Origin of the sequence: Brevibacterium sp. 2SA (assembly GCF_005502845.1) — a bacterium.
Lineage (GTDB): Bacteria > Actinomycetota > Actinomycetes > Actinomycetales > Brevibacteriaceae > Brevibacterium.
The window spans coordinates 16,561-35,080 of record NZ_SCMW01000039.1 but is presented as its reverse complement, the minus strand read 5'-3'; the positions used below and the strand labels follow the sequence as shown (position 1 = coordinate 35,080).

Annotated in this window: 17 protein-coding genes; all 17 read right to left on the bottom strand. The window is 70.0% G+C overall.

The window, feature by feature from the left end:
* Positions 1-741: SDR family oxidoreductase (locus tag FFS20_RS13040; protein ID WP_137826276.1), on the bottom strand; the 741-nt coding region annotated here is incomplete at its 3' end.
* Between the two features lie 792 nt (positions 742-1,533).
* On the bottom strand, positions 1,534-2,160 hold the full coding sequence (locus tag FFS20_RS13035) for an L-threonylcarbamoyladenylate synthase (protein ID WP_137826275.1): 627 nt from the start codon (positions 2,158-2,160) through the stop codon (positions 1,534-1,536).
* Positions 2,161-2,448: 288 nt separating this feature from the next.
* Positions 2,449-3,654, bottom strand: a complete 1,206-nt coding sequence (locus FFS20_RS13030; RefSeq protein WP_137826274.1) for an AI-2E family transporter — start codon at positions 3,652-3,654, stop codon at positions 2,449-2,451.
* Positions 3,655-5,166 carry a ribosome biogenesis GTPase Der gene (der, locus tag FFS20_RS13025; protein WP_137826273.1) on the bottom strand — a complete coding sequence of 504 codons (1,512 nt, stop codon included), beginning with the start codon at positions 5,164-5,166 and terminating at the stop codon, positions 3,655-3,657.
* Positions 5,163-5,822 carry a (d)CMP kinase gene (cmk, locus tag FFS20_RS13020; RefSeq protein ID WP_137826272.1) on the bottom strand — a complete coding sequence of 220 codons (660 nt, stop codon included), beginning with the start codon at positions 5,820-5,822 and terminating at the stop codon, positions 5,163-5,165. The genes der and cmk overlap by 4 nt, the downstream gene beginning before the upstream one ends.
* Positions 5,819-6,916, bottom strand: a complete 1,098-nt coding sequence (locus FFS20_RS13015) for a prephenate dehydrogenase (RefSeq protein WP_137826271.1) — start codon at positions 6,914-6,916, stop codon at positions 5,819-5,821. The genes cmk and FFS20_RS13015 overlap by 4 nt, the downstream gene beginning before the upstream one ends.
* The gene (locus FFS20_RS13010; RefSeq protein WP_349290524.1) at positions 6,913-7,740 is read right to left on the bottom strand and encodes a pseudouridine synthase; all 828 of its coding nucleotides are present in this window, start codon (positions 7,738-7,740) and stop codon (positions 6,913-6,915) included. The genes FFS20_RS13015 and FFS20_RS13010 overlap by 4 nt, the downstream gene beginning before the upstream one ends.
* Before the next feature lie 18 nt (positions 7,741-7,758).
* Entirely contained in the window at positions 7,759-8,370 is a 612-nt protein-coding gene (gene scpB / locus FFS20_RS13005; protein ID WP_137826269.1) for an SMC-Scp complex subunit ScpB, read from the bottom strand.
* Complete coding sequence (locus FFS20_RS13000; RefSeq protein ID WP_137826268.1) at positions 8,367-9,323, bottom strand: ScpA family protein; 957 nt, start codon at positions 9,321-9,323, stop codon at positions 8,367-8,369. The genes scpB and FFS20_RS13000 overlap by 4 nt, the downstream gene beginning before the upstream one ends.
* 23 nt (positions 9,324-9,346) lie before the next feature.
* Positions 9,347-10,204 carry an AAA family ATPase gene (locus FFS20_RS12995; RefSeq protein WP_137826267.1) on the bottom strand — a complete coding sequence of 286 codons (858 nt, stop codon included), beginning with the start codon at positions 10,202-10,204 and terminating at the stop codon, positions 9,347-9,349.
* A gap of 40 nt (positions 10,205-10,244) precedes the next feature.
* A complete protein-coding gene (gene xerD, locus FFS20_RS12990) occupies positions 10,245-11,192 on the bottom strand; it encodes a site-specific tyrosine recombinase XerD (RefSeq protein ID WP_137826266.1) in 948 nt (315 codons plus the stop codon).
* Between the two features lie 6 nt (positions 11,193-11,198).
* Positions 11,199-11,885: an NUDIX hydrolase gene (locus FFS20_RS12985; protein ID WP_137826265.1), complete on the bottom strand. Its 687-nt coding sequence runs from the start codon at positions 11,883-11,885 to the stop codon at positions 11,199-11,201.
* 12 nt (positions 11,886-11,897) lie between these two features.
* Positions 11,898-13,577, bottom strand: coding sequence for a CTP synthase (locus FFS20_RS12980; protein ID WP_137826264.1), 1,680 nt, complete (start codon positions 13,575-13,577; stop codon positions 11,898-11,900).
* Entirely contained in the window at positions 13,574-14,722 is a 1,149-nt protein-coding gene (locus FFS20_RS12975) for a glycosyltransferase family 4 protein (RefSeq protein ID WP_137826263.1), read from the bottom strand. Before FFS20_RS12975 ends, FFS20_RS12980 begins: the two co-directional genes overlap by 4 nt.
* A gap of 19 nt (positions 14,723-14,741) precedes the next feature.
* Entirely contained in the window at positions 14,742-15,896 is a 1,155-nt protein-coding gene (locus FFS20_RS12970; protein ID WP_137826262.1) for a glycosyltransferase family 4 protein, read from the bottom strand.
* Entirely contained in the window at positions 15,893-17,635 is a 1,743-nt protein-coding gene (locus FFS20_RS12965) for a lipid II flippase MurJ (protein WP_137826261.1), read from the bottom strand. The genes FFS20_RS12970 and FFS20_RS12965 overlap by 4 nt, the downstream gene beginning before the upstream one ends.
* Positions 17,632-18,519, bottom strand: a complete 888-nt coding sequence (locus FFS20_RS12960; RefSeq protein ID WP_137826260.1) for a hypothetical protein — start codon at positions 18,517-18,519, stop codon at positions 17,632-17,634. Before FFS20_RS12960 ends, FFS20_RS12965 begins: the two co-directional genes overlap by 4 nt.
* Position 18,520: the final 1 nt, after the last annotated feature.

Sequence of the window (18,520 nt, the reverse complement as noted above, 5' to 3'; positions counted from 1 at the left end):
GTTCCGGGGGCCGCCGGCGACGTAGATGACCTGACCGGAGACGAATCCCGCGCCCTCGGAGACGAGGAACGACGCGGTGTTCGCGATGTCGTCGGGGGTGCCGGCACGGCCGACGGGGATCTGGCTGATCGCCGCCTTCTTGAAGTCGGCGAAGTCGACGCCCACTCGCTCGGCTGTCGCCTTCGTCATGTCGGTCTCGATGAAGCCGGGGGCGATCGCATTGGCGGTGACGCCGAACTTCCCGAGTTCGATCGCCCACGTCTTTGTCATGCCCTGGATGCCGGCCTTCGCCGCGGAGTAGTTCGTCTGTCCGCGGTTGCCGAGCGCCGAGGTCGACGACATCGACACGATCCGCCCGAACTTCTCGGCGACCATGTGCTCCTGAACCGCCTTGGCCATGAGGAACGCCCCGCCGAGGTGGACGGAGAGCACCTTCTCGAACTCCTCGTAGCTCATCTTGAAGAGGAGGTTGTCGCGGAGGATGCCGGCGTTGTTGATGAGCACGGTGGGAGCACCGAGGCGGTCGGCCACCTCGGCGACGGCGGTAACCACGGACGCTTCGTCCGAGACATCGGCGGCGAGTCCGATCGCCTCGCCCCCGGCTGCGGTGATCGCGTCGACGGTGTCGTCGGTCGGCCCCATGTCGAGGACGGCGACCTTGAGCCCGTCGGCGCTGAGCTTCTTCGCGATCGCGGCGCCGATGCCGCGTCCGCCGCCGGTGACGATTGCTGTGCGTGCCATGGATGACTCCTTCAGTGACGGATCATGGGGCGGTCAGTGGCGGAGGGCGAGGCGATCGTTCTCTGTGATGCACACCTCACTGCCGCTTCCTCCCACTGTAGACCATCACTGAACGAATGATTGCTCACCGGTCGGCCGCCTCGGCGCGTACGGGGTCATGGAGGACACCGACACGAGCGCGCGACTCCCCTGCCCCACCGACGCCCCGAACCGGCAACTACGCCGTCACCCGGCAATGACGCCGTCACACGACAGCCACCACTCCATCGACGCCCTCAACCGGCAAATACGCGCTTAGCAGACGGCGTATTTGTCGGTTCACCGCGTCGAAGCCCAGTTCCACCCCGCGCACTGCACCGAGGCGGCTGGACCGACGCCCCGAACCGACCGCGACGCCCCCAACCGACACATACGCGGTCAGCCGACAGCCACCACTCCACCGACGCTCTCAACCGACAAATACGCGCTTAGCAGACGGCGTATTTGTCGGTTCACCGCGTCGAAGCCCAGTTCCACCCCGCGCACTGCACCGAGGCGGCCGGACCAACGCCCCGAACCGACCGCGACGCCGTCAACCGGCAATGACGCGGTCACCCGACGGCCGGCACGCCACCGACGCCCCGAACCGACAAATACGCGGTTAGCAGACGGCGTATTTGTCGGTTCAGCGCGTCGAAGCCCAGTGCCGCCCAGCACACCGCACCGAGGCAGCCGCGTCGAAGCCCAGCGCCGCCCAGCACACCACTCCGACGCGGCCGGAGACGGCCCTCCACCCGCGGCGGGGCAACCGGCCTACTCGTCGAGGAAGCGGGAGACGTCGCCGGCGCCGACGCGGGCGACCTCAGGGTACTTGCCGGTGAAGTCGATGACCGAGGTGGGCACGACGCCGGGGGTGCCGGAGTCGATGACGACGTCGACCTCGTGGCCGATCTGGTCCATGACGTCGTCGGCCTCGGTGAGCGGATCCTCGTCGCCGGGCAGGAGCAGGGTCGAGGAGAGGATCGGCTCGCCCATCGCCTCGACGAGAGCCAGAGCCGTCGTGTTCTGCGGGATCCGCGCGCCCACCGAGTGCTTCTTCGGGTGCATCATCCGCCGCGGCACCTCTTTCGTCGCCTTCATGATGAACGTGTACGGGCCCGGCGTCATCGACTTGATCGCCCGGAAGTCCGAGTTGTCGACGATGACGAACTGCCCGAGCTGCGCGAAGTCATGACACATGAGCGTGAAATGGTGCTTGGAGTTCAGGTGCCGGATCCGCGTGATCCGCTCGATGCCGTCCTTGTTCTCCAGAGCGCACCCGAGCGCGTAGCACGAGTCCGTCGGATAGGCGATGAGTCCGCCGTCGCGCAGAACCTGCGCGGCACGCTCGATGAGTCGGGGCTGCGGGTTGTCAGGATGGATCTCAAGAAGTGTCGCCATGCTTCATGGTAACCACGGCCGACGGTCCCTGTGAACGGCGCGGCCGTCGAGAAGATGCCCATCCGCCGAGGCGGTCGCCCGTGTTCGCAGGCGTCCAGTGGCTGTCCGGGCCCGACGTCCACTGAGGCGGTCGCCCAAATCCGCGGGCGTCCAGTGGCCGTCCGAACCCGACGGCCGCCGAGGCGGTCGCCCGAGTCTGCGGACGTTCAGTGGCCGCCCGCGTCTCCGCCCGTCCAGTGGCCGTCCGGGCCCGACGCCGCCGAGGCGGTCGCCTGCGCCCGCGGCTGTTCAGTGCCCGGGTCTCGTCTTCCGTGACAGCAGTCGGGCACCGGGATCCGTCGGCTGCAACGTGTTCGGAGTCTTACCCGCCTCCGGGGTCGCGCGCGGACCCATGACCGTGCCGGGGTGGGAGTCCTTCGCCGTGTGCGGATCGGAGGCCAGGAGGATGTTCACCCACTTCGCCCGCGGGTCGGCGTCGACGAGGAGGGCTTTGACGAGCAGGGTCGCCGGCAGGGCGAGCAGAGCGCCGAGCCAGCCGAGCACCCACACCCAGAAGAGCAGGGAGAGGAAGGACACGAGCGGGGTGACGCCGACGGATTCGCCCGTGAACTTCGGCTGGATGATCGCCTGGATGACGAAGTTGAGGACCGAGTATGCGGCGATGACCCAGAGCGCCGACTGCCAGCCGCTGTCAACGAGGGCGAGCAGCGCCGGCGGGACGAGGCCGATGATGAACCCGATGTTGGGGATGTAGTTCGTGAGGAACGCGAGCACACCCCACACCCATACGAGCGGGACGTCGATGATCGCGAGCGCCACGACGTCGAGGACGGCGACGATGAGACCGAAGATCGTCGCCACCACCCAGTACCGGCGCACACCGCTGGCGAATCCGCCGAGCGCGGCGGCCAGCGACGGCTTCGCGTCGACGAGCATCGTCATCCGCTGGCCGATGCCCATCGAGTCCATCGCGACGAAGAAGACAGCCATGACGACGGTCGTGAGCAGTCCGGCGACGACGGAGACGTTGGTCAGCAGCGGGGTGACCGCATCGATGATCGACCGCGCATTGAACCCGCGCAGCTGGTCTTCGAGCACGCTCGAGGTCACCCCGAGCTGCGAGAGCAGGGACATGAGACTGTGGTACGTCGAGACGATCTCGCTGCTGTAGCTCGGGATGAGCAGCACGAGTTCGGCGATCGACCAGGCCGTGAGCCCGAAGAACGCGACGATCATGCAGAGGACGAGGACGACGGAGATCACCGCGCCGATCGCCCCGGGCACCCGGTGCCGGGTGAGGAACTTCTGCAGCGGGTAGACGACGATGTAGAAGTTGAGCGCGAGGAAGACGGGCGCGACGATGTCCTGGAGTCCCCGGAAGAACGTCAGGGCATACGCGATGCCCGCGATCGTCAGGGCGATGACGAGGGCTCTGGCCGGCGGGCGCGCATGCCATGGCTGCTGCTGACCTCGAGCCTGGGTGTCATCGCTCAACTACCGACCTCGTCTCTTCTCCCTGATGCGCATCGACAGCTCGATGGGGGTTCCCTCGAAGCCGAATGTCTCGCGCAGTCGCCTGATGATGAAACGACGATACCCCGGTTCAAGGAATCCTGTGGTGAAGAGCACGAATTTCGGCGGCCGGGACTGCGCCTGGGTGCCGAAGAGGATGCGCGGCTGCTTGCCGCCGCGGACCGGGTGGGGGTTCGCGGCGACGAGTTCGCCGAGGAACGCGTTGAGACGTCCGGTCGGGATGCGCTTGTCCCAGTTCTCCAGCGCCGTCTCCATCGCCGGGACGAGCTTCTCGGCGTGTCGGCCGGTCTTCGCGGAGATGTTGACCCGCGGCGCCCACGAGACATGCGCGAGGTCGCGTTCGATCTCGCGTTCGAGGTAGTAGCGGCGCTCCTCGTCGAGGAGGTCCCACTTGTTGAAGGCGAGGACGACGGCCCGACCCGCCTCGGCGGCGGTCGTGACGATGCGGACGTCCTGCTCGCTCAGCGGCTCCTGCGCCTCGAGGAGGACGACGGCCACCTCGGCTCGTTCCAGGGCCGTCTGCGTGCGCAGGGCGGCGTAGAAGTCGGCCCCGCTCGCCTGGTGGGCCCGCCGGCGGATGCCCGCCGTGTCGACGAAGCGCCACTGCTTGCCGCCGAGCTCGATGAGTTCATCGACGGGGTCGCGGGTCGTGCCCGCGACGTTGTCGACGAGCACGCGCTCGGAGCCGACGAGCTTGTTGAGCAGGGAGGACTTGCCGACGTTGGGGCGCCCGACGAGCGCGACCCTGCGCGGGCCGCCCTCCTCGATGCGCGTCTCGACGGCGGAGACCTCGGGGAGTACGTCGATCGCCTCGTCGAGGAGGTCGGCGACGCCGCGGCCGTGGAGGGCCGAGACCGACCACGGCTGGCCGAGGCCGAGACCCCAGAGTTCGGCGGCCATGAGCTCGCCGCGCTCATCGTCGACCTTGTTCGCGGCGAGGATGACCGGTTTCTTCTTCTTCCGCAGCATCTTCACGACCATCTCGTCGGTGGCCGTCGGGCCGGTCGTGGCGTCGACGACGAGGACGACGGCGTCGGCCATGTCGACGGCGACCTCGGACTGGATGGCGATCCGCGAGGCCATGCCCTTCGAATCGGAGTCCCAGCCGCCGGTGTCGACGAGGGTGAAGTCCTTGCCGTTCCACTCCGCGCGGTAGCTCACCCGGTCGCGGGTGACCCCGGGAACGTCCTCGACGACGGCTTCCCGTCGGCCGAGGATGCGGTTGACGAGCGTCGACTTCCCGACGTTCGGACGGCCGACGATCGCGAGGACGGGATCGGCCCCGTGTTCCTCCTCGTCCTCGACCTCGAAGCCGAGGGAGTCGAGCAGCGCCCGGTCGTCGTCTTCGAGCTCATAGCCCTCGAGGCCGGCCTCGAGCGCGGTCGCCCGCTGCTCGGCTTCCTCGTCGCTGATCTGCTCGAGACGCTCGGCCAGTGCCTCGTCGGGGGCCTCGTGGAATTCCTCTTCGGTCATCGTGCTTCCTTCACCAGATCGAGCACGGTCGTGACGACCTGCTCGAAGTCGAGATCGCTCGTGTCGAGGGTGTGGACGCCGTCGGCGGCGGTGAGGAAGCTCGTCGTCGCCGAGTCCTTCGCATCACGGCCGGTCACCTGGGCCTGAGTCGCGGCGACCGCCTCGGCGTCGTCACTGCCGTGGAGCTCCTTGGCCCGGCGGGAGACGCGGACGTCGTCGCGGGCGGTCATGAGGAGCCGGACCTCGGCGTCGGGGGCGACGACGGTCGTGATGTCACGGCCCTCGACGACGACGCCCGGGGCGGCGGCTGCGATGATGTCGCGCTGACGTTCGATGAGCTCGCTCCGGGCGTCGGGGACGGCCGAGACCGTCTGGACGTTCTCGGAGACCTCGGGGCTGCGGATCTCCTCGGTGACGTCGATGCCGTCGACGGACACGGAGAAGTCGTCGGGGTCCGTGGAGATCTCGAGGTCTGCGCCGCGGACCTGTTCGAGGACGTCGACGGGATCGGTGACCCCGCGGTTGAGCGCCAGCCACGCCATCGCCCGGTACATCGCACCGGTGTCGAGGTAGGCGTAGCCGAGCCGGCGGGCGACCTCCTTCGCGGTGCTCGACTTGCCGACTCCGCTGGGTCCGTCGATGGCGACGACGCTCATGTGGTTCCTTCCTTCTCGATGGCGGATTCGGGGATCCGCCATCCCAGTGACTGCAGTCCGTGTTCGAGTTCGTTCGCGTTCGCCGGCATCACCGAGACGTCGACGATGCCGAGCCGGCGCCCGGGCGCGTGGTCCATCCGGAAGTCCTCGACGTTGATGCCGAGGTCCCCGATGTCCTTGAACAGGGAGGCCAGCGTCCCCGGGGTGTCGGGGATGAGGACCGTGACGACAGCATATGCGGTCGGCGCCTGTCCGTGCTTGCCGGGGATCCGGTCGTGACCTTCGTTGCCGAAGGCGATCGTCCGCGCGATCACCCCGGTCGAGCCGGGACCGAGGGCGAGCGCGTCGATGACGGCGTCGAGTTCGCCGCGCAGGGCGACGAGCACGGCCCGGACCTCCTCGGCGTTGCCGGAGAGGATCTGCGTCCACAGACCCGGATCCGAGGCGGCGATGCGGGTGACGTCGCGCAGTCCCTGCCCGGCCAGGGCCACCTCGTCGAGCGGGGCGTGGCGCAGCTGGGAGGCGACGAGGGAGGACACGACCTGCGGGACGTGGGAGACCTTCGCGACGGCGGCATCGTGGATCCGGGGGTCGAGGTGGGTGACCGAGGCGCCGGTCGCCTCGGCCATCTCCTCGACAGCGGTCAGCCGGGCAGCCGGGGTGTCCTCATCGGAGCAGATCACCCACGGGCGGGCGATGAAGAGGTCGGGCCGCGCCGCGATCGCCCCGGACTTCTCCCGCCCGGCCATCGGGTGGCAGCCGATGTAGCGGTCGAGGGCATCACCGGTGACGAGCTCCCGGACGGTCTCGAGCAGGCGGGTCTTGATGCTCGCGACGTCGGTGACGGTGGCGCTCGGGTACGTGGTCAGCGCCGCGGCGATGACGCCGGCGGCAACATCGGGCGGGGTGGCGACGACGACGATGTCGGGGTCGGGTGCCGTGCCGGGTGCGACCGGCTCACCGGCGCCGAGGTCGGAGGCGAGCTGCTGCGCGGTCGGGGACGTGTCCTCGAGGGTGACGCTGTACCCGCGTCCGCGCAGGGCAAGGCCGAGGCTCGCACCGAGCAGCCCGGTGCCGATGATGTGGATCCTCACAGGTCGACGGCTTCGAAGAGCTCCCCGACCTCGTCGGAGCGCAGCGGGCGGATCTTGCCCTGCCGCTGTTCGGCGAGCGAGATCGGGCCGAACTTCGTGCGCACGAGCCGTTCGACGGGGTTGCCGATCGCGGCGAGCAGGCGGCGGACGACGCGGTTGCGTCCCGAATGGAGGGTGAGTTCGACGACGGAGCGGCCCGGGGTGGAGTCGACGAGGCGGAACTCGTCGACCTTGACGATGCCGTCGTCGAGTTCGATGCCGGCCTTGAGCCGGGCCGAGGCGTCCTTCGCGAGCTGACCCTTGACCTGCGCGAGGTAGGTCTTGGGGATCTCGTAGCGGGGGTGGGCGAGCCGGTTCGACAACTCTCCGTCATTGGTCAGGAGGATGAGGCCCTCGGTGTCCGTGTCGAGGCGCCCGACGTGGAAGATCCGCTCGGCGCGGTTGCCGACGTAGTCGGCCAGGGACTTCCGCCCTTCGGGGTCCTTCATCGTCGAGACGACGCCCGCGGGCTTGTTGAGGGCGAGGTAGATCTTCTGCGGGCTCGTCGAGATCCGCAGGGTGTCGACGTAGACGGACTGGGTGTCCGGGTCGATGCGGGTGCCGAGTTCGGTGACGACGCTGCCGTCGACCTCGACCCGACCGTCGAGGATGAGCTGCTCGCACGCGCGCCGGGACCCCAGCCCCGCCTCGGCGAGGACCTTCTGCAGTCGCACTCCCCCGCTGACATGGGCGTCGCCGCCCTTCGCGCCGGTGCTGGCGCGCTGCTTGCGGCTCGGTCGGTTGCTGCGCCCGCCGGGCGCCCTGGGATCGCGGTAGGGACTCATGGGGTCCATTGTCTCAAATCAAACGTCGTCTGGTGACATCTCGTCGCCGACTGTGGCGAGGACCTCGGTCTCGTCGGCGCCGAGTTCCTCGAGGTCGGAGTCCTCGGGCAGGTACGGGGCGATGTCGGGGAGGTCGTCGAGGCTCTGCATGCCGAGCGCATCGAGGAACTGGTGGGTCGTCGTGTAGAGGAGCGCCGAGGTGGTCGCCTCCTTCCCGGCTTCGACGATGAGTCCGCGCAGCAGCAGGGTGCGGATGACGCCGTCGACGCTGACCCCGCGGATCGCGGCGATCCGCGGCCGGGAGATCGGCTGCCGGTAGGCGATGACGGCGAGCGTCTCGAGGGCGGCCTGGGAGAGCTTCGCGCTCTGCCCGGCGGTGAGGAAGTCCTTGACGACGTCGTGGTAGTCGCCGCGGGAGAAGATGCGGAAGCCTCCGGCCACGGCCCGGATCTCGAAGCCGCGCTGCCGGCGCTGCTCGTCGCCGTCGTAGTCGCGGGAGAGCTCCTCGATCGCCGTCATCACGGTGTCCTCGTCGATGCCGAGGGCCGCGGCGAGCTCCGCGGGCGAGACCGCTGAGTCGCTGACCATGAGGACGGCTTCGATGCCGCCGAGGATCTCATCGTCGATCATTGCCCGTCCTCGCTCTCGTCGTCCGTGGGCACAGCGTCGTCGTCCTCGTCGTTCACAGAGTCATCCGCCGAGGCGGTGCCCGGTGCGTCGTGCCGCGCGTCGTCGTCCTCGTCGGCGCTCCATGTCCCCTCGGTGCGCAGATCGACCCCGTCCTCCGGGGTCTCGGTGCGGGTGATGAGGAGTCGGCCGAGCGGTTCGTCCTGGTCGAAGTCGCAGAGGCCGACCTTGAAGAGCTCGAGGAGGGCGAGGAACCGTGCGACGACGACGAGGGTGTTCTCCGCGGTGTCGAGGAGCTCCTGGAAGTCGAGCTCGCCGGCGCGCAGCAGCCCGAGGATGTGTCCGCGCTGCTCGGAGACGCTGACGAGCGGCAGGTGGATGTGGTCGACGGCGACCGTCGGCGGGGTGTGGTCGCGCTGGAGGACGGTGGCGAAGAGACCGGCGAGCTCGCCGGGTCCGATGCGGATCTCCAGCGGCGGCAGGACGTCCTGGAACTCTGCGTCGAGACCGACGTCGCGGGGCACGCGGATGGCCCCGGCGGTCATCGCCTCGGCGAAGTGGGCGCTGACGGACTTGTACGCCCGGTACTGGAGGAGCCTGGCGAAGAGGAGGTCGCGGGCCTCGAGGAGTTCGAGGTCGAGCTCCTCCTCCCCCTCCTCGTGCGGCAGCAGCCGTGCGGTCTTGAGGTCGAGCAGGGTGGCGGCGACGAGGAGGAACTGGGAGATCTCCGCGAGGTCGGCGGCACCGTCGCGGTCCCCGCCGGAGCGCAGACTCGTCGTGTACGCGATGAACTCGTCGGTCACCTCGGCGAGGGCGATCTCCGTGATGTCGAGACGGCGTTTCGAGATGAGACCGAGCAACAGGTCGAAGGGACCGGAGAAGTTCTCCAGTTCGACCTGGAAGCCCGTGGGCGCGTCCCCGGTGCCGGAATCCCCGGTGCTCGATTCCTCAGGCATGGCGTCCGCGGTGACGGTCTCGCTCAGGGCGCGCCTCCGCGGGCGATGAGCTCACGGGCGAGCCTGCGGTACGCCTCGGATCCGGGGTGCTTGGGGGCGAAGCTGGTGATCGGCTCGGCGGCGACGGAGGCGTCGGGGAACTTCACGGTGCGGTTGATGACGGTGTCGAAGACCTTGTCCTCGAACGCCTCGGAGACCCGGCTCATCACCTCTTTCGAGTGCAGGGTCCGCGAGTCGAACATCGTCGCGAGGATCCCGTCGACCTCGAGGGAGGGGTTGAGGCGGTCCTGGACCTTCTCGATCGTCTCGACGAGGAGGGCGACGCCGCGCAGGGCGAAGAACTCCGTCTCGAGCGGGATGATGACGCCGTGGGAGGCGGTGAGCGCGTTGACGGTCAGCAGGCCGAGCGAGGGCTGGCAGTCGATGAGGACGACGTCGTACTCGCCGGCGACCTTGGCAAGGACGCGGGAGAGGACCTGTTCGCGGGCGACTTCGCCGACGAGCTGGACTTCGGCCGCGGAGAGGTCGATGTTCGCCGGCAGGACGTCGATGTAGTCGAACTCGGTCTCGACGATGACGTCGTGCGGGTCGAGGCGCGGGTTCATCAGCAGGTTGTAGATGCTGATGTCGAGGTCGTAGGGGTTGATGCCGAGCCCCACCGACAGGGCGCCCTGCGGGTCGAAGTCGACGAGGAGGACCTTGCGGCCGTACGCGGCCAGGGAGGCGCCCAAGTTGATCGACGACGTCGTCTTCCCGACCCCGCCCTTCTGGTTGACCATGGCGATGATGCGTGCGGGCCCGTGCGAGTCCAGCGGGGCGGGTTCGGCGAAGTCGTCGACGCTCTTCGCTGCGGGGAGATCCAACGCCTGTTGCGGATTCATCACTCGGTCGGCCACCTTTCGTTGCGTGCTGTGCACAACCCTACCGCGCTCGGGGGTGCGAGGTGGCGTAGACCTCGCGCAATGTTTCCTCCGACACCTTCGTGTAGATCTGCGTCGTCGTCACCGAGGCGTGCCCGAGCAGCTCCTGGACGACGCGGATGTCCGCCCCGCCCTCGAGGAGGTGGGTGGCGAAGGAATGGCGGAACGTGTGCGGGGAGACCTCGGTCTCGAGTCCGGCGAGTTCCCCGGCGGCGACGACGATCTTCCACGCCGTCTGCCGCGACATCCGCGTGCCGCGGGCGTTGAGGAAGAGTGCCCCGGCCGGCGCGCCGGAGGCCGCCTTCGCCGCCATCGCCGGGCGCACGCGTGTCACCCAGGCCCCGAGGGCCGCGGCGGCATGGGATCCGAACGGGACGATCCGCTCCTTCCCGCCCTTGCCGTAGAGGCGGATGAGCCCGGTCTCGAGGTCGAGGTCGTCGAGGTCGGCGCCGACGGCTTCGGAGATGCGCGCCCCGGTCGCGTAGAGGAGTTCGAGGAGGGCAGCGGCCCGCAGCTGCGCCGGCTCCTCTCCCGCCGTCGTCGCGAGCATCGCCTCGACTGCGGACACGGACAGCGCCTTCGGCAGCCGCAGGCCCTCCCGCGGCGGACTGACCTCGGACGCGGGGTCGGTGTCGGCGAGCCCGTCGGCATGGGCGAAGGCATGGAAGCGGCGGACCGCGACGAGGGCACGGGCCCGGGTCCGCGGAGCGAGGCCCGAATCCTGGAGATGGAGCGCGAAGTCCTCGATGTGCGTACGGGTCACCTCGCCGAGGCGGCCGATCCCCTGCGCCGCCAGCCACGTCCCGTACCGGCCGAGGTCACGGGCGTAGGCGTCGATGGAGTTGAGTGAGAGACCGCGTTCGAAGCGCAGCGCGCCGAGGTAACCGGCGAAGGCGCGCTCGAGCGCCGCGGGCAGGTCGGGAAGGAGTTCGGCACCGTGCCTGGCCATGCCGGCTCAGGACTCAGCCGACGGCGGGGCCGAGATCGATCCGGCCGGGGGCGCGTCGCGTCCGTCGACGAGGAGCCGGGGCGCGTCGACCGGACGTGTGGGTGCGCTCTCGCCTGCCGCCTCGCGGCGGACGACGTTGGCGACCTGGAGGATCGCGAGCTGGGCCACGGAGTTCGTCAGGCGGCCGTCGGCGATCGCCGCGAGCGCCTCGTCGAGGTCGACCCAGCGGTAGACGAAGCCGGCCTCCTCGTCGCTGCGCTCATGCCGGTCGGCGGCGGCCACCGGGGTGAGGTCGCGGGCGAGGTAGAGCCGCATCGTCTCACTGCTGCCGCCCGGGGAGAGCACGGAGTCCGAGAGCACCCGCCACGATCCGGCACGCAGGTCGGCCTCCTCGGCGAGCTCCCGCTGCGCGGCCGTGAGCGGGTCCTCGCCGGGAATGTCGAGGAGTCCTGCCGGCACCTCCCAGAGCCGGGCCCGGACGGGATGGCGGTACTGCTGGACGAGGAGGATCTGGTTCTCCTCGTTCAGGCACGCCACGGCCACGGCACCCGTGTGCGCCATGAGGTCGCGCACGAGTCCCGTGGCTTCGGGCAGGTCGAAGGTCTCGCGCCGGATCGACCACACGGCACCCTGGTACGCCTCGGTCGATGCAGTGATCTCCGGGGTGAACGGGATGTCGTGGAGGTCATTCACCGGCGCGGTCCCTCACCGGTTCGCCAGAGCGGCGGCGACGAGGCCGGCGAAGAGCGGATGCGGCTTCGTCGGGCGCGACTTCAGCTCGGGGTGCGCCTGCGTCGACACGTAGTACGGGTGGACGTCGGCGGGCAGTTCGACGAATTCGACGAGCTCACCGTTGGGTGAGGTGCCGGAGAACTGCAGCCCCGCCTCGGCGAGCTCATCGCGGTAGGCGTTGTTGACCTCGTAGCGGTGGCGGTGGCGTTCGCTGATGTCGGTCGCCCCGTACGCGCCGGCGGCGACGCTGCCCTCGGTGAGCTTCGCCTGGTACGTGCCCAGACGCATCGTGCCGCCGAGGTCGCCCTCGCCGTCGACGATCGACATCTGCTCGGCCATCGTCGCGACGACGGGGAACTTCGTGTCGGGGTCGAACTCCGAGGACGACGCGCCCTCGATGCCGGCGGCGTGACGGGCGTACTCGATGACCATGCACTGCAGGCCCAGGCACAGGCCGAGCGTCGGAATCCCGTTCTCGCGGGCGTACTTGAGCGCACCGACCTTGCCCTCGATGCCGCGGACGCCGAAGCCGCCGGGGATGCAGATCGCGTCGAGGCCCGACAGCGCCGCGGCGGCACCGGCCTCGGAGTCGCACTCGTCGGACTGGATCCATTCGATCTTCACCCGGGCGTCGTTGGCGAACCCGCCGTGGCGCAGCGCCTCGGTGACGGAGAGGTACGCGTCGGGCAGGTCGATGTACTTGCCGACGACGCCGATGCGCACTTCCTGCGCCGGATTGTGCACGCGTTCGAGCACCCAGTCCCACTTCGTCCAGTCGACGTCGCGGAAGGGCAGGTTGAGGCGGCGGATGACGTAGACGTCGAGACCGCCGTCGTGGAGGACCTTGGGGATCTCGTAGATGCTCGAGGCGTCGACGCAGGGCACGACGGCTTCGAGGTCGACATCGCTGGCCGAGGCGATCTTCGCGCGGATCGAGTCCGGCAGGTCGCGGTCGGAGCGGAGCACGATCGAGTCGGGCTGGATGCCGATCGAGCGCAGCGCGGCCACGGAGTGCTGGGTCGGCTTCGTCTTCAGCTCGCCCGAGGGCCCGAGGTAGGGCACGAGGGAGACATGGATGAAGAAGACGTTGTCGCGGCCGACGTCGTGGCGGACCTGGCGGGCGGCCTCGAGGAACGGCTGGGATTCGATGTCGCCGACGGTGCCGCCGATCTCGGTGATGATGACATCGGGACGGTCCTCGGCGGGACGTTCGGCCTGCGCGCGCATCCGGGACTTGATCTCGTCCGTGATGTGCGGGATGACCTGGACGGTGTCGCCGAGGTAGGCGCCGCGGCGCTCCTTGGCGATGACCGAGGAGTAGACCTGTCCGGTGGTGACGTTCGCGGCACCATCGAGGTCGATGTCGAGGAAGCGCTCGTAGTGACCGATGTCGAGGTCGGTCTCCGCTCCATCCTCGGTGACGAAGACCTCACCGTGCTGGAACGGGTTCATCGTTCCCGGGTCGACGTTGAGGTAGGGGTCGAGCTTCTGCATGGCGACCTTGATGCCGCGCTGAGTGAGCAGGTGTCCGAGGCTCGATGCCGTCAGACCCTTGCCGAGAGAGGAGGCGACGCCTCCGGTGACGAAGATGTGCTTGACTGTGTTCGGCTCTTGGGCCCCGATACGATTCACCACGGAATTTGATTCTATCAAACCGGCTGTCGGGAATTCGACGCGGCGTCGGCCTCGGCATAGACGCCGAGGAGGCTCGAGGCGATCTGGCCGGGGTTGTCGACGTCGATGACCCGCTTCTTCGCGGCGATCGCCTGTGCGCCGCGGGCGGCGGGGTCGTCGAGAAGATGATTGATCTCACGCAGCAGCCCGTCCGTATCGTCGGGGGCGACGATCGGCGCCGAATCGCCCCAGATGCCCGCACGGCGCTCGTTGCCGATGAAGATCGTCGGCTTCGACAGCTGCATGAGGTCCTCGTGGCTGAGCCCGGTCATGTTCTCCGCGGCGATGACGAGATCGGCGGCGGCGACGACGTCGACGAGGTCGTCGGCCGGGGCGACGATGACGCCGCGGTCGGCGAACGAGTTCGCCACGGTCCTCCGGTCCCGGCCGGTGCCGGTGAGGACGGTGACGGCGCGGCGGTCGCGGCGGCGGGTGTTGATCTGGCCGGCGGCGTCGAGGACGGTCGCGAGCGCCGTGTGGTCCTTGAGCGCGATCGGGCTCGCGATCATCCACGTGCCGTCCTTGATGCCCAACTGCTTGCGCACCTGCGCCCGGGACATCGTCACCGTGAGGTCGGTGTCGATGTCGGGGGTGACGAGTTCGGCGCGTTCGACGAGCGGGACGGAGCCGGCGAACCATTCGACGACGGGTTCGGTCGTCCCGAGCACGGCGGTCGCGGTGCGGGCGACGACCTCGGCGCCGGTCTTCTCGATGACATCGGCCGGGTCGAAGTTCTCCACCGTGGCCACCGCCGTCGGGTGGAGCCGGGAGGGCAGTCCCGTGAAGCCGAGACCGGTCAGGGTGGCGGCGTGGAGGCCGTGGGCGTGGACGACGTCGACGTGCGGGTAGTGCTTGTGGAGGATGAAAGCCGAGTTCGGGTCCGAGGGGCTCAGCCGCCGCTTGGCCGTCAGCGGGATCTCCCGGTAGTTCTCCCGCAGGTCAGCAGGCACCTCGATCGTCTCGAGCAGATCCGGGTGAGCGGCGAGTCCGACCTTGAAACCGGCCTTGAGATGGCCGATCACGGCGATCTTCGCGACCTCGGCGACGGGTCCCGTCGTCTCGGCGAGCACGTGGAGGATCCTCGTGGCGGTGCTCAGCGGCTGGATCTCGGCGGTGTGGCTCATTCCCTCATCCTCTTTCTTCTCAGTTGCCCTCAAGCCTACCTGGGACGACGGGCGCTTCAGCGTAGACGGCCAGGATCTCTGCGGCGACCGCGGCCTCGTCGGGGAGTTCGGCTCCCCGCGCCCGCGCCCGGGCCCCGAGCTCGGCGCGCCGGCCGGGGTCGGTCGCGAGGTCTCCGATCGCCTCGGCCAGGGCCGCATCGTCGTCGGAGGCGATGAGGATCCCGGCGTCGCCGACGAGCTCCGGTGTCCCCCCGGTGGATGTCGCGATGATCGCCTGCCCGGAGAGCATCGCCTCCTGGAGGACGAGCGCGCGGGCCTCCCAGCGGCTCGTGAGGACGGAGATGTCGGCGGCGGCGATGAGCTCGGCGATGTCGTCGCGGGGTCCGAGGAAATGGAGGGCGGGCAGCGCCGAGGCGGCCGCCGCAGTCGCGTACTGTGCGCGGATCTCGGCGAGCTCGGTCTCATCGGCGGCGCCGGCGACGAGGACGACGAGGTCGTGTGAATGCTCTCCCAGCCGCGCGAGAGCGCGGACGAGCATGCCGTAGTTCTTCTGCGGGGCGACGCGTCCGACGGCGAGGACGATGACGGCGTCAGCGGGGAACCCGTACTCGGCGGCCAGCGCCTGCCGGGTCGCGGTCGCCTCGGCGGTGCTGATCTCGCGCACCGGCGGTGCGGCGGCCGGGGCGAACCGGGCGTCGCGGGCGCCGAGGTCGTGGGCGCGGATGACGAGGTCGGTGCTCGCGGCGAGGGTGACGTCGGCGCCGCGGGCGAGCAGCCGCTGGATCCCGGTTTCGATGCGGCCGCGCACTCCCGTGCCCGCGGCCTGGTTGTGGAGGCTGACGATGAAGCGCGGGCGGGGGCGCAGCAAGCGGGTGGCGAGGTGGGCGAGCAGGCCGGCGCGGAAGCCGTGCGCGTGGACGACGTCGGGACCGAAGCGGCGGAGGATCCGGCGCAGTTCGGTGACGAGTCCGGTGTCGCGGAGACCGACCCCGGTGCCGACGTCGAGGGCAGCGAAGCGCACCCCCGGCAGCGCGGAGAACCCGAACTGCGCGTCGGTGGCGGCCGGGCCGACGACGCCGACCTCGTGACCGGCGGCGGCGACGTCGCGGGCGAGTGCCCGCACGTGGGTGCCGACTCCTCCGGTCGAGGTGCCGATGACGTAGACGATCCTCATGGGTTCTCCTCGTTCGGGGTCGGTGAGGCTCCTGGGACGTGGTCGGTGCCCGCGGGCGGACCGGTCACCGGAGGCGTGGGCGCGGTGGTGCGGCGGGAGGCCAGCAGGCCGCGCACCTCGGCGAGGTAGCTGCGGTCGAGGAGGACGATGAGTCCGAAGACGAGGCACCCGATGAGGGCGGCGAGGATGCCGACGACGACCGAGGGGGCTGCCATGGTGCCGAGCAGACCGGCGAGCCAGCGGGCGGCGAGCGTGCCGATGACCGAGGCGATGCCGGCCGCGACGAGGGAGAGGAGGCTGCGGCGCAGCACTCCGGTCAGTCCGCCGGGGCCGAGGACGCGGCGGATCGAGATGAGCAGGGACACGGCGGCGGCGGTCATGCCGAGGACGTAGCCGAGGCAGATCGCAACGAGGGTGCGGTCCGGGTTGCCCTGCGCGTTCGTCACGGCGATCGCGGCGATCATGCCGACGATGACGAGGACCCAGCCGATCGTCGTCGCCACCGCGGCGTGGCGGGAGCGTTCGAGGGCGTAGAAGATCCGCGAGCCCCACGCGATGAACGACCAGCCGGGCACGGCGAGGGCCATGACGACGATCGCTGCGCTCATCGCGGAGAACGGGGCGGAGTCCTCGCCGCCGACGGCGTCGATCGCGGTGAAGAAGTACTCGAGCGGTCCGGCCGCGCTCATGAGGATGACGGTCCCGAGCAGTCCGATGGTGATGATGACCGCCGAGGTGGTCGCCGTGAGCGAGTGCAGGCGGGTCCGGGCGGCTTCCCGGTCACCGGCGGTGGCCGCGGGGTCGCCGGCGCGGCCCACCCAGGTCGAGATCGTCGGGAACATCACCGTGACGACGGGGATCGCGAGGACCGCGTAGGGCAGGAGGTAGACGGCGTTGATGTAGTTGAAGAGGACGAACGTGCCGGTGCCGCCGGAGCGGTTGGACAGGAACATTGTGACGAGGACGGCGCCCTGCTGGGCGAGCAGGGTGGCCATCCCGGCGCCGGCCAGGCGCAGGGCGCGCCGGGCGACACCGGGCGGGAACGTCCACGTCGGGCGGATCCGCAGACCGGTCGAGCGCATCGGCAGGGCCAGCGGCAGCGCGAGGGCGGCGACTCCGGCCGTCGTCCCCCAGCCGAGCCACCCGATGTGGGTCTGCCACGTCGCGTCCGTGCCGCCGACACCGGCGTAGGTGATGTAGGAGCCGATGACGACGAGGCTGGAGAGGAGCGGGGCGAAGGCGGGCCAGAGGAACTTCCGGTGCGCCTGGAGGACGCCGGTGAGCACGGCGCCGATGCCGTAGAGGACGAGCTGCGGGGCGAACATGAGGAGGAAGACCGCTGTCGCCGTCTGCTGGGTGCCGGCGCCGTGATCGCCGGGCGGGATGAGCAGGGCGGCGATCGGCTGGGCGAAGACGGCGACGAGGAGCGTCAGCGGCAGTGTCACGCTCACCGCCCAGGTCAGCAGCGCCGAGGCGATCCGGCTCGCCGTCTCCCTGTCCGCCCGGGCCAGGGGCACGGCGAGCAGGGGGATGACCGCGCCGGCCAGAGCGCCGCCGGCGACGACCTCGAAGAGGATGTTCGGCACCTGGTTGGCCGTCTGGTAGGCGGTGCCGACGGTGCCGGCGCCGACCGAGTTGGAGAAGACGAGCCAGCGGAGGAACCCGACGAGCCGGGTGATCAGGGTGATGATCGAGACGAGCAGCGCCGCCGAGGCGAAGAGCCGGACGAGCCTGTTCACTTCACCTCACGCCCGAAGGCGTCGATCTCCCGCAGTCCGGGGGTGGATTCGATGATCGACGTGAACGAGACCTTCTCGCTGAGCAGGGTGAGGCCGACGAGCACGCCGAGGACGACCGCGCGCTGACGGGCCGTCGAGTTCGCCGCGACCGTCGTGCCGAGGGCAGCGCCGAGGGCGTTGGCACCGGTGTCGCCGAGCATCGCGGCCCCGCCGAGGTCGTCGGGCCAGGCCGCGGCGGTCGTGCCGGTGACGACGGCGGTCGGGACCCACGTGACCCCGCGGCGGTGCGGCATCAGTCCCGCCACGAGGAGGCCGGCTTTGAGCGCGCGTCCCGGACGGAGGTCGAGGAGGTTGAAGAGGTTCGCCGACCCGGCGATGACTCCCCCGGTGACGACGGTGTCGACGGTCGCAGCGACCCACGAGCGCTCGTGCTTCGGCTGCGCCCACTGCGGCAGGGCCGCAGTGAGGACGCCCTGGCGGCGGTGGGCGTCGGGGCCGAGGATGGCCGCGGCGATGATCGCGGCCACCGGGATGCCGGTGACCTTGATCGCCCCGGTCGTCACCTCCCCGCGGGCGAGAGCGCTGAGGTGACCGCGCAGGCCCTTCGAGCTGCCGGATTCGAGGAAGTCGTCGACGGCGCCGAGGGCGCCGGAGGCGGCGGTCGCGAGCAGGGTCGCCGCCCGCTGGCGGGGGTCGGAGATGAGAACGCTGCCGGCGAGCAGTCCCGAGGCCACGGCGGGGCCTTCGAGGAGGGTGACGTCCTCACCGGCGTGGTTGGTGCGGACGACGCGCGGGTGGCTGCGCAGCGGGGAGGACAGCAGGGCCTTCGTCACGCCGTACCCGAGGAGTCCGGCGACGGCGGAGGAGACGATCGTGCGGATCATG